We start from the raw sequence: 12042 nt of genomic DNA on the forward strand, positions 1-12042 counted from the left end.
TCATGGATATGACAGGGCGAACTCCTATGGCCTGGAAAGCATGAAAATGCAAGGTGCACTTGCGATATTCGTGGTTAATCTTAAAAGAATCCTCAAATTCTAAAAAAAGGATAATAATCCAAAGAATCTTCTGGGAAAAACTAACAATGTGCTCCAGTTCTCAATGTCGAACGTAAAGTTCGCTATCAAATAAGAAAAATGAAATGCCTCAAAAAAGAAAGCGGATGAAAAACTCTTAAGAGCTATTCATCCGCTTTTCTGTTTGAAGACCATTTTATGTCTACTTTTTCAGTGCCCTCGCGAATTCTTCAGAGGCTTTTTTGGTTTTTATCTAAACCTATAAGGTTTCAGAAACCTTATAGGTCTTTAGAATATTTATCTTTGATATTATGTTAAAAGCAGAAATAAGAAAGCAAGCGTTACAAGATAGATTGTTGTTAAGTGACACAGGATACGAAGAGCTCAACGAAACGCTTTTAAAACAGTTTAAAACGCTTGATTTTAGCGAAATTAAAACACTACATATCTTTTTGCCTATTTCAGAAAAAAAAGAGCCCAATACCTTTTTGCTGATTGAATGGCTTAGCAAAAATCACCCAGAAATTAGAATCATTGTACCAAAAGCCGATTTTGAAACCGCTTTAATGACCAATCATGAATATTTAGGTGTAGGTGATTTAAAGAAAAACCTTTATAACATCCTGGAACCGCAAAAAGGAAACCTGCATGAGGGCGAGGTAGATCTTGTTGTTATTCCACTTTTAGCTTTCGATAAACAAGGTTATCGGGTGGGTTATGGCAAGGGCTTTTACGATCGTTTTCTTGAGAATTTAAATGCTCAGAAAATAGGCTTATCTTTGTACCCTGCTATTGAAAAAATTGATGATGTAAATGAACACGACATCAGGTTAGATTTTTGCATTACACCAACAGAAATTATAAAATTTTAAGCTTACCAGCATGCCACAGGAAATCGTTATCAAAACCGAAAAACAATACGAAGACAATATGATTGCGGTATTCGAGTTACAGGAAAAGGAAGAATTAACCGCCGAAGACCTAAAACAGATTGAATTAATGCTTCAGGCTGGAGAAAAATACGAAGCTGAGCATTTGTAGGGCTTCTGGCCACGAATCGTCATCCTGAATTTGTTTCAGGATCTATGTGCAAGAAATCACTTAACAGAAAAGACCCTGAAATAAATTCAGGGTGACGATCTCTCTTAGGAACTATACCCCTTAACAAAATCACTCACTAAATAAGCAACCAGTTTAGACGTTAGTTTACTCACCCTTCCATCCAACATTCGGGTTGCGCCTTCGCTTAGGTGCAGATAAGAAAATTTATTTGCGCTAGTCAAAATCAACTTCCTAATGTCGTTAACGGCAAAACCAGATGGTGTTTCGGCACTTGAAAGTACATTCTGAATACAGTCTAAATCGATTTCCAAACCTGCAACTGATCCTATTTCATTCATCATGTTAGTAAAATCAGCTCCTGTTAAAATATCGTCGAAAAACACAGCCTTAAGCTTTGGATTAGTGTCTATTTGATTTAAAATAGCTTCATTATTATAGTTTTGATGCAAGCCATACATAAAATAATTATTGAGATAATTTTCTTTTAACGCATAAGAAAATCCATTGCCGCTATGTCTACCTTCTAATTCCCTTAAATCAGCATGTGCATCAACATTCAAAACCGCTATTGGGCTTTTATATGCTAAAGAAGTGCCCTTAATCATCGGGTAGGCATTATTGTGTCCACCACCAATTACAATAGGTATTTTACCTGCAGCAACAATTTTCTTAATTACGGGATAAACCAGGTCATCAATCTGCTTTACTTTGTTTCTCAAACCTATTAGGGAAGAATCTTCGGGCTCATCGATTTCGAAATGTCCTAAAACTAAAACTTCCGCCCCGTTTAAAAACCGATTGCTCTGGATATTTAAAAAAGCCGTTAAACTTGGCTTCCAAGTAGATGCAGCACCTGCAATACCTAAGTTTGCACGTACACCTATGTCTTCTGGAATACCTAGCAGTACAAATTTAGCGCTACTGACATTTAATCCTTCTTCCGAGATTCCCTCAATCAAAGAAGAAGCTCCCTCATCATGACGGTATATATTAACCCTTTCGCCCAGTTTGGTTTCACCATCACGAGAGATAATCAAACGATCGATGTCGCCCTGCGAATATATTTTAAGGTTATCCATTATAAATTTCACCGTTTAAAATAACAGTTTCTATTTGCATTTCGCCAAAGCTATATGGCAAATAGGCAATTGAAGGCATCGGTTTGGTAATAAACAGGTTTGCTTTTTTACCAACAGTAATGCTTCCATAATTTTCGCTTATCTCCATTGCAGCTGCGCCGTTTAGTGTTGCAGCATTTATGGCCTGTTCAGGAAACATCTTCATCTTAATGCACCCAAGCGACACCACAAAATTCATATTTCCTGAGGGTGTTGAACCAGGATTGTAATCGGTAGCCAAAGCAACTGGCAAATCAGCTTTAATAAAGCTTTTGGCATCAGCAAAAGGAATACCTAGGTAGAACGAACAAGAAGGGAGTAATGTTACAATCGTATCAGCATTTCTTAACGTCTGGATAGTTTCTTCATCGCTTTCTTCGAGGTGATCAACCGAAATGGCTTTATTTTGCACGGAAACCTCAACTGCCCCCGAAACTGAAAGCTGATTGGCATGCACTTTTGGTTTTAGTCCGTGCTTTCCACCCGCCTTTAATACCTGATCAGTTTCTTCAACAGAGAAAAACCCTTTTTCGCAAAACACATCAATATAGTCAGCCAGTTTTTCTTCTGCTATTTGAGGCAGCATTTCATTAACGATTAAATCGATATAACCTTGATGATTGTTTTTAAACTCGGCTGGATAGGCATGCGCAGCTAAGAAAGTTGCCTTTATAGGAATCGGAAAATGATCTTTCAACCTGCGGATTACCCTGAGCATTTTGATTTCACTTTCAGTAGTTAAGCCATAACCACTTTTAATTTCAACAGCCCCCGTTCCCTGCAGAATCATCTGCTTTAACCTAATGGAAGCTCCTTCAAACAATTCATCTTCTGATGCCTTTTGGAGTTTATCGGCCGAATTTAGAATTCCACCTCCTGCAGCTGCAATTTCTTCGTAGCTTTTGCCCTGTATTTTCATAGCAAATTCCTCCTCGCGTGAAGCTGCAAAAACAATGTGCGTATGGCTGTCGCACCATGAAGGGAAAATATATCTGCCTTCTGCGGAGATATGAGAGGCGAGATTTGAGATATGAGATGGGATTGAATCCATTTCGCCGAAATCTTTAATCAGACCATTTTCGATTAAAAGCCAGGCATTTTCGAGAATAGGTAAATAATCTAATTCACCGCCACGTAGTACTAATTTATCTTTAGAGTGTAGGCCCACCAGGCCTTTTATATTTGTGATTAACATCTGGCTAGATTATGGTTAATTGTTAAAACGGTATAAATTGGTAATCGGCATCAAGTTTACAGTTAACCAGTTTAAACAATTAACCAGTTAACCCAATACATTACTCCATTTCGAGTAAAACCGGACAATGATCGGAATGTATAGCGTCGGGTAAAATTCTAACATTTTTCAAGCGGTTTTCCATGGGCTTGGTAACCAAATGGTAATCGATCCGCCAACCCAGGTTCTTCCCTCTCGAGCCTGCACGATAACTCCACCAGGTATAATGGTGTGGGTCTTTATTAAAATGACGGAAGGTATCGATAAAACCATTATCCAAAAATAACTGCATCCACTCCCGTTCTTCAGGTAAAAAGCCTGATGAATTGGCATTCGATTTTGGGTTATGAATATCTATGGCTGTATGGCAGATATTGTAATCGCCACTTACAATTAAGTTAGGGATCTCTTTTCGCAATTCTCCGACGTATACATCAAAAAACTGCATAAATTCGTACTTTTTAACCTGACGCTCATCTCCACTTGAGCCAGAAGGCATATAGAGGCTCATTAAAGAGAAATCGTCAAAATCAGCCCTTAAAACCCTCCCTTCTTTGTCGATCCATTCTTCGCCACATCCAAATTCAATATGATTGGGTTTAATTTTCGATAAAATCGCCACGCCACTGTATCCTTTTTTTTCTGCCGGGAACCAATAATGATGGTAGCCGAGTTGCTCTATCAACGCAATAATTTCAGGAATTTGCAATGGCAAGGCTTTTACTTCTTGCAGGCAGACCATATCAGCATCTGTAGCTTGTAGCCAACCAAAAAAGTTTTTGGTACTTGCCGCCCTAATACCATTAACATTATAGGAAATGATTTTCATCAGTTAAATTATTAATTTGTTGCTCATTGTTTCCAATGGCATTAATGAGCTCGCAAGCTCGGTTCAGTTTTTAATGGTGATGAAGCAATCATGATTTTCTTTATCCCTGAGTGATGGGGTAAATCATGATGGTTTCATTCAGTAATTTCAATTGTTGTGGGCGGTAAATTTAGAAATTAATTGAATAAATGCTTAGTAATTAAAGTTCAATTTATACTATGCCTCAAACTCATTTTGGAGATGGCATGAACGGTCGTCACCCTGATCCGATAGCTATCGGATTTATTTCAGGGTCTTAATAGCAGGAAAGATGAGACTGTATCATAGCTGTAAGTCTATTTGAATTTGTCACATTGAGCTTGTCGAAATGCTTTGTGAGGCACTTAAACAAGTCCTTCGACAGGCTCAGGATGACAAGTCTATAATTATGATAAAACCTGATGACCATCGCATCTAACGAAAGAGCCAAGGAGCGGTTATGGCAATCAAATATCAATCAAGACTCATTTGCTTAAGAACCCATAACCATTTTATCTTTCAAAGTATTTTGAAAAAGTTGTTTCTCTAACTTTTTCGCCGCTCTTCTTTTCAAAATTGTAATTTCCATTTTCACATCCTGTTTTGGGCGGTTATTTTTATCGGTTGCCAGAACGGCTATTTTATCTACCATATCCAAACCAACCACAATTTCACCATAAACGGTATAGTTTCTGTCTAAATGCGGCGTACCGCCTATCGTTTTATATACCTCACGCTGCCACACAGGGATTTTGAATTTCAATCGCTTTTCTTCCACATTATCCAATTGCTGATCGGTAAAAACTTTTCCTTGGACCAGATAAAACTGACTTCCACTTGATGCTTTGGCCGGATTAACATCATCACCTTCTCTAGCCGCAGCCAAAACCCCTTTCTTATGAAACAAACTATCGTTAAACTCTGCCGGAATAGTGTACTTGGGACCACCCTCTCCTAGTAAAGAATCTGGTTTTGCATTTTTAGAATCCGGATCTCCACCCTGAATCATAAAATCTTTGATCACCCTGTGAAATAAAACGCCATTATAATACCCTGTCTTCGTTAATTTTAAAAAATTATCGCGATGTAAAGGAGTTTGGTTATACAACTTTACGATGCATTCTCCAAATTCAGTTTTAATGCGCACATATTGATTTTTAGGCTTTGCTGCAAAGGCTGAAAGCACTGAGAAAGTGCAGAGGAATAATAATATTTTCTTCATTTGATTGGTGTTTAAGGCTAAAGTAAGCTAAAAAATGAAATTCAATAAATAATTACTAGTATTATTCGATATTTTTTGCTTTACCTTTGTGTTAATGAAGTTAAAACAAAAAATAGCACTTTCTTTGGCTGTATTCTATGCAGTTAGTGTTATGGGCTTGGCTTTAAGTCTCCATTTCTGTGGGGGCAAACTAGAAAACGTTAAACTTTTTAGCAATGAGGTTTCATGCAAATTCTGCAAGGAAATTCCAGCCGAGAAGAAAGATGATGGTTGCTGCAAAAATACCCAGGTAACCGTAAAAGTTAAAGATAGTCACCAAGCAGAGGCACAGGTACAAATGCCGAAGTTATTTTCTATCCAGCTTTTCCTTCATCCTCCGGTTTTAGAATTTCTGACTAACATTACACCTAAGTTTTTCAGTAAAATTTCGAATAAAGCTCCGCCACTCTCCTCGCGGATTGCCTTGCATATTTTCAATTGCATTTTTAGGAATTAGGATTCTTTTTTTTTCGTCATGCTGAACTTGATTCAGCATCTATTTTGCTATAAGACCCTGAAAAAAATTCAGGGTGACGGTGTCTCAAAAATTTATTCTAATTCAAAAAAATCATGAAAGCAATAAAAATATTCAGCATCATTATGCTATTCTTCGCCGTTAATGTTTCGGCACAACAAATATCTTCAGCAGATCTACAGGTAACTGGCTTAACCTGCTCAATGTGCTCAAAAGCAACACAAAAATCGTTAGAAACCCTAAGCTTTATCAGCAGCGTAAAACCCGATTTAAACAAAAACATCTTTGTTTTAACCTTTAAAAAAGACGCCAACATCAGTCTTGATCTGGTTCGTAAAAAAGTTCAGGATGCAGGTTTTTCTGTAGGTGGTTTAACCGCAAACTTCAATTTTAATGAGGTGAAAGTAGATGATAAAGGTCAGGCCGTTGTAGGTGGCAATGTGTACCGTTTTGTAAATGCCAAAAGTAAAACGCTTAATGGAACTGTAAAGGCCAGTGTAGTAGACAAAGATTTCATTTCGGGCTCAGCATTTAAAAAACAAGCAGCAACCGCTAACTCTGATGCCTATGCTAGTGGCACTGGTGTAGTTAACGGAAAAAAAACACGTATTTACCATTTAGTTCTTTCTTAAGATGAAACGGATATTCGTATTGGCGTTGATAATTATTGGCGCCTATATAAATGGTTTTGCACAAGAGCTATATGTATTTACTGAACCTGCAAGTAATATGCCGACCAAATCGATTGGTGTAAGAATTACGAATGAAGGCATGTTTAACTATCCCGGCTATGTAAGCAGGACTATTCCGGAAGTAATGATCGGTTTTAACAAAAATCTGATGATGCATGCTCAAGGCTTTTTATCGGATATGGATGGAAAATACCGTTTAGAAGGCGGGAGTCTCTACGCAAAGTACAGATTTTTATCTCTGGATGAAGCGCATAGCCATTTTAGGGCATCGGCTTTTGGAAGGGTAAGCACAAGCAAACGGCCAACCTACACCAGAGATATTAACCTCGAAGGTGACAATAGTGGTGTACAGGGTGGATTAATTTTCACGCAACTTTTGCACAAACTGGCATTATCAACAACTTTGGGTTACGCACATGTTTTCGAAAACAACGACAGGCAAATTGTAGGGATGCCGCAGCCAAAAAATATGCTATCGTATAGTTTATCGTCGGGTTATATGGTTTTGCCAGTGGTTTACAAGGATTACAAGCAGCCAAACTTTAATGTATATTTAGAATTATTGGGCAAAACGGATCCAAGCAGTGGCCAATCTTATTTGGATATCGCTCCTGCTATACAGATGATTTTGAACAGTACAACCCGTATCGATTTAGGCTACCGCTTTCAGGCGACTGGCAATATGGATAACCGGTACACCAAAAACATGTACCTGCTTAGGGCAGAATTTAATTTCTTTAACGTTTTAAAATAAAAAAACCATGAAAAAAATATTAGGATTAGTTGCCATCATGACAATCGCAACAACAGCTTTCACCTACGCACAAAGCAAAACAGATGTAGCCTTAAACCAGGCGCTAACGGCTTATTACGATGTAAAAAATGCCTTAGCAACTGATAAAAAAGACTTAGCCATAGAAAAAGTAAAAAGTTTATCGGCAAAAATAAATGCGGTTAACCATAAAGATTTGCCAGCCGACCAGCATAAAATATTTTTGGAACAAGCGGCCATCATTAAAAGCAAAGCCGCTCAACTTGCGGGTTCGAATGATATCAAAACGCAAAGAAAAGCTTTTGAAGGCATTTCTTATGCCATGATCAAAACCTTAAAGGGTTTAAAATTTAATAGCCAAACGGTTTATGTTCAACATTGCCCAATGGCTAAGGCAAGCTGGTTAAATGAAAAAGAAAACATCGAAAATCCATATTATGGAAGTATGATGTTTGATTGTGGTGATGTTGCTGAAACCATAAAATCGAACTAATGAAGCTGCATATCAAAAACATGGTATGCAACCGTTGTAAAATGGTGGTTAAAGCTGAGCTAGAAAAGCTCGGCTTTAAACCATTATTGGTTGAACTTGGTGAAGTTACCTTGGCCGACAATATTTCGGCGGATGATAAATCCAAAATATCAGAAAATCTGATCCATTTTGGATTCGAATTGCTTGAGGATAAAAAAACTCAGATTGCAGAGCAGATCAAAACCACCATTATTAATCTGGTCCACTATACCAATGAGCAATTAAAAATCAATCTTTCGGCCTATTTAAGCGAGCAATTAAAACTAGAATACACCAATTTAAGCAGTATTTTCTCTGAAATTGAAAACCAAACCATCGAGAAATATTTCATTGCGCAAAAAATAGAAAAGGCAAAAGAAATGCTTACTTATGGCGAACTTACCCTTAGCGAAATTGCTTATCAGCTAAATTACAGCAGTGTTGCTCACCTATCAGCACAATTTAAAAAAGTGACCGGAATTACGCCTTCAGTTTATAAGGCAGCATCAGCAGATAGACGGAAAATGCTTGACGAGATATGATGAGATATGATGAGATGTAAAATGGAAGAGGTAAGATGGGTGATGAAAGCATATGTTGTCAATGATTAATAGATCATGATTGATAGCCTGAAGGTATTTTCCATCAACTATAAGACGATGAACCAGAAAACACTATCTATGAGCAAGTTTTCAGTTACAATTAACCAGTTAACCAGTTAACCGATTAACCTCGGTGCCCAATTTCTTACCATAAATCAAGACTAATCAGCTGATTCTGTGATAACTTTGTGCTTAAATAAATTACTAGGCATGAAAAAATTATTCTTATTTCTGATCGCTACCTCAATCAGCGTGGCATCATTTGCACAAACAAGCTGGAAAATAGATCCCATGCACTCATTTGTGAACTTTTCGGTTAAACACATGGGCATTTCTTTTGTAGATGGTTCATTCAAAAAATTCGACGGAACGGTTACCGCTTCGAAACCAGATTTAACGGATGCTAAAATCAGTTTTACCGTTGATGTAAATAGCATTACTACAGGTGTTGATATGAGAGATGGCCACTTGAAAACTGATGATTTTTTCAATGTAGCTACTTATCCAACAATGAAATTCGAAAGCACTTCATTCAAAAAATTAAGCGGTAACAACTATGAGTTAGGTGGAAAATTAACCATCCGCGACGTAACCAAAGACGTAAAATTTGCCGTTGTTTATGGTGGTACAGCTAAAGACCAACAAGGAAACACAAAAGCTGGCTTTGGTGCTACAACAAGCATTAACCGTTTAGATTATAATATTAAATATGATCCAACTGGTGCTGGCGTTGCAAAAGATGTTGCTATTAGTTTAAACCTGGAGTTTGTTCAGGGAAAGTAATTGAGAAGATTGTCATTCCGGGCTTGACCCGGAATCTTCCTCATTAGATCTTGAAACAAGTTCAGGAGGACGATTATTTAAATTCCATTGGCAAACCCAATAATCATGTCTGCACTATCACAATTCAGAAACTTTACTCAACGCTTGCCTCAAACCGAGTTAATGCCAACACTTTTTATTGGTCACGGCTCGCCAATGAATGGCATCGAAAACAATGAGTTTAGTCAAAGTTGGGCCGATTTAGCCAAAAATATTCCTGTTCCAAAAGCAGTGCTGGTGGTATCGGCGCATTGGTACACTCACGGCACTTTTGTCACCGCGATGGATTTCCCAAGCACCATCCATGATTTTGGTGGTTTCCCGCAAGCGCTTTTTGATGTTCAATATCCTGCTCCCGGTGATCCAAAACTGGCAGCTGAAATACCAAATTTAATTCATTCCACTCTTGTGGGTTTAGACCACGATTGGGGTTTGGATCATGGTACCTGGACAGTGGTAAAACACATGTACCCAAATGCCAATATTCCTGTTTTGCAATTAAGTATCGATTATACCAAATCGCCTGAACAGCATTACGAAATTGCCAAAGAAATTTATGCTCTCCGTAAAAAAGGGATATTGGTTTTGGGTAGCGGAAACATGGTACACAACCTGCGCATGTTAAGTTGGGAAATGATTAACGGAGGCGGTTACGATTGGGCGATCGAAATGAACGATAAGTTTAAAAACTTAATTGCGAATGGCGATCATAAACCTTTAATTAACTACCGCAATCTCGGTACCGATGCGATGTTGGCCATTCCTACCCCAGAACATTATTTACCGCTAATTTATACCCTCGGTATGAAAAATGATAAAGAAGATGTTTCTTTCTTTAATGATAAGGCAGTTGGCGGTTCGTTAACCATGACATCGGTTTTGGTGGGATAAGCAGAGGTTTAGGGTTTAGGGTTTAGGGTTTAGGGTTTAGGGTTTAGGGTTTAGGGTTTAGGGTTTAGGGTTTAGGGGGAACAGATCACTTAATAAGTTTGTTTTATTGTTTTTGAAACAGTGAGCAAACCTTAATTTCTTAACTCCTTAATGATGAAAAACAAATTAGCTTTCTTTACCATTGAGAAATTAAGTATATAAGGAAAGAGTCTGCCTATAGATTTCTAGAATACGCTCGAAAAGACGATCATTCGCAGAATGATAATCCGCTAAAATTCTATAAAACTTTATGATTATTCTGTAACGTTTATCGGTTGGTGAAGCGGTAATTTTGTATAAAGATTTTAATCATGACACACACCTATCAACTTACCGGCATGACCTGTGGCGGTTGCGAAAATAAAGTAAAAAGTAACCTGCTCGTTTTACCAGATGTTACCTCAGTTGAGGTTTCGAAAGATACAAATTCAGCTACCATTGGCATGGATAAACATATTAGCTTAGATACGCTACAACAGGCCCTGGGTGGATCAGATAGTAAATATCAGATTTCAGCAACCCACCATAGCGAAACATTAGAAGAAGCAAAATCGTGGGCCGAAACCTATAAGCCCATTTTATTAATTTTTGGATACGTCACCGCAATATCACTAGTGGTTTCCTGGCAAGAGAACACCATCAGCTTTATGTTGTTTATGCGCATTTTTATGGCAGGCTTCTTCCTTACTTTCTCATTCTTTAAAATGCTGAATCTAAAAGCATTTGCCGAAAGTTATGCCATGTACGATATTGTAGCCAAAAAATTTAGCCTATGGGGCTATATCTATGCTTTCATCGAACTCGGATTAGGATTGTCTTTTGCTTTAAACTTATCTCCTGTTATCATAAACTGGATTACGCTGATTGTAATGACAATAAGCATCCTCGGTGTTTTGGAAAGTGTTATAAACAAGAAAAAGATTCAGTGCGCCTGTTTGGGTGCTGTTTTTAACTTACCCATGAGCACCGTAACTATTGTTGAGGATGCGATTATGATTGCGATGAGTGCAGCCATGCTGATTTTGATGTAATTATATTTTTGTCAAAAGCGCGTCTGGTGGAAAGTTTATAAACCCCAAATTCATTTATAAGTGCTTGCTTTCAAAATAATTACGAAGTTCTATTTCTTCATCAAAATCATTTGATAATTCAACTTTTCCTACTATATCATTTAATTTCGATGATGGAATAGGCTTTTCTTCAGACGCAATATCGTCTATGTCGTTAGCGCTCTCTTTATTCGAATTTATAGTCAATGTTTGGTTAGCATTCATAATTATTATTAAGTAGAATTTGATGATATTTCAACGGAAAAAATATTTTTTTGTTCATGCAAGACACGATCGTCCTTTAGATTTGTTTTGATATATTATTTAAGAAAATCTAATATTTATTTTACTTAGCTTAATTATCAGATTACCTAAAGCGGTAGCGGCACATTAATATTTCGTCAAGGTTTTTATACCTATAGCATGATGCAATCCGCTACCGTTTTTTCCCTTAGTGACCAGATAACAATTAGGGCAATACCCATTATTAAGGACTAGGATCGATGGGGTAAAAATTAGGTAACTATTACAAACATAAAAAATAACAGGATGATTGTCTCTACAAATTTTTTTATTGGGATTGATGTTT

General features: G+C 37.4%; 15 protein-coding genes. 10 read left to right on the forward strand and 5 right to left on the reverse strand.

Features of this window, described 5'->3' with window-relative positions:
- Positions 1-389 precede the first annotated feature (389 nt).
- Together EZ456_RS24565 and EZ456_RS25205 are read left to right on the forward strand one after the other, a co-directional pair.
- Positions 390-950 (forward strand): 5-formyltetrahydrofolate cyclo-ligase, encoded by a 561-nt coding sequence (locus tag EZ456_RS24565; protein WP_131534805.1) that lies wholly within the window; start codon positions 390-392, stop codon positions 948-950.
- A gap of 10 nt (positions 951-960) precedes the next feature.
- Positions 961-1119: a hypothetical protein gene (locus EZ456_RS25205; protein WP_157257919.1), complete on the forward strand. Its 159-nt coding sequence runs from the start codon at positions 961-963 to the stop codon at positions 1117-1119.
- Positions 1120-1223: 104 nt separating this feature from the next.
- Here EZ456_RS25205 and EZ456_RS24570 read toward each other — a convergent pair whose 3' ends face one another.
- From EZ456_RS24570 to EZ456_RS24585, 4 genes are all read right to left on the reverse strand, one after another.
- Positions 1224-2219, reverse strand: a complete 996-nt coding sequence (locus EZ456_RS24570) for a formimidoylglutamase (protein WP_131534807.1) — start codon at positions 2217-2219, stop codon at positions 1224-1226.
- Complete coding sequence (gene hutI / locus EZ456_RS24575; RefSeq protein WP_131534809.1) at positions 2212-3453, reverse strand: imidazolonepropionase; 1242 nt, start codon at positions 3451-3453, stop codon at positions 2212-2214. The genes EZ456_RS24570 and hutI overlap by 8 nt, the downstream gene beginning before the upstream one ends.
- Before the next feature lie 100 nt (positions 3454-3553).
- Complete coding sequence (locus EZ456_RS24580) at positions 3554-4321, reverse strand: exodeoxyribonuclease III (RefSeq protein ID WP_131534812.1); 768 nt, start codon at positions 4319-4321, stop codon at positions 3554-3556.
- Positions 4322-4832: 511 nt separating this feature from the next.
- Positions 4833-5561, reverse strand: a complete 729-nt coding sequence (locus EZ456_RS24585; protein WP_131534814.1) for a peptidylprolyl isomerase — start codon at positions 5559-5561, stop codon at positions 4833-4835.
- Positions 5562-5655: 94 nt separating this feature from the next.
- On the opposite strand from EZ456_RS24585, the gene EZ456_RS24590 reads away from it, so the two are divergent.
- The 8 genes from EZ456_RS24590 (at position 5656) to EZ456_RS24625 (ending at position 11435) form a co-directional block, all read left to right on the forward strand.
- On the forward strand, positions 5656-6057 hold the full coding sequence (locus EZ456_RS24590) for an HYC_CC_PP family protein (RefSeq protein ID WP_131534816.1): 402 nt from the start codon (positions 5656-5658) through the stop codon (positions 6055-6057).
- Positions 6058-6170: 113 nt separating this feature from the next.
- Positions 6171-6707, forward strand: coding sequence for a heavy-metal-associated domain-containing protein (locus EZ456_RS24595; protein WP_131534818.1), 537 nt, complete (start codon positions 6171-6173; stop codon positions 6705-6707).
- Position 6708: 1 nt separating this feature from the next.
- Positions 6709-7521, forward strand: a complete 813-nt coding sequence (locus EZ456_RS24600; protein WP_131534820.1) for a transporter family protein — start codon at positions 6709-6711, stop codon at positions 7519-7521.
- A gap of 7 nt (positions 7522-7528) precedes the next feature.
- Positions 7529-8032 (forward strand): DUF3347 domain-containing protein, encoded by a 504-nt coding sequence (locus EZ456_RS24605; protein ID WP_131534822.1) that lies wholly within the window; start codon positions 7529-7531, stop codon positions 8030-8032.
- Positions 8032-8592 carry a helix-turn-helix domain-containing protein gene (locus EZ456_RS24610; protein WP_131534824.1) on the forward strand — a complete coding sequence of 187 codons (561 nt, stop codon included), beginning with the start codon at positions 8032-8034 and terminating at the stop codon, positions 8590-8592. Before EZ456_RS24605 ends, EZ456_RS24610 begins: the two co-directional genes overlap by 1 nt.
- Positions 8593-8862: 270 nt before the next feature.
- Complete coding sequence (locus tag EZ456_RS24615) at positions 8863-9435, forward strand: YceI family protein (protein WP_131534826.1); 573 nt, start codon at positions 8863-8865, stop codon at positions 9433-9435.
- A gap of 105 nt (positions 9436-9540) precedes the next feature.
- On the forward strand, positions 9541-10365 hold the full coding sequence (gene ygiD / locus EZ456_RS24620; protein WP_131534828.1) for a 4,5-DOPA-extradiol-dioxygenase: 825 nt from the start codon (positions 9541-9543) through the stop codon (positions 10363-10365).
- Positions 10366-10715: 350 nt separating this feature from the next.
- Positions 10716-11435, forward strand: coding sequence for a heavy-metal-associated domain-containing protein (locus EZ456_RS24625; RefSeq protein WP_131534830.1), 720 nt, complete (start codon positions 10716-10718; stop codon positions 11433-11435).
- 54 nt (positions 11436-11489) lie between these two features.
- On the opposite strand, the gene EZ456_RS24630 is transcribed toward EZ456_RS24625, so the two are convergent.
- Positions 11490-11678, reverse strand: a complete 189-nt coding sequence (locus EZ456_RS24630; RefSeq protein ID WP_131534831.1) for a hypothetical protein — start codon at positions 11676-11678, stop codon at positions 11490-11492.
- Between the last annotated feature and the right edge of the window lie 364 nt (positions 11679-12042).

This window comes from Pedobacter psychrodurus (assembly GCF_004331735.1).
GTDB classification, from domain to species: Bacteria; Bacteroidota; Bacteroidia; order Sphingobacteriales; family Sphingobacteriaceae; genus Pedobacter; species Pedobacter psychrodurus.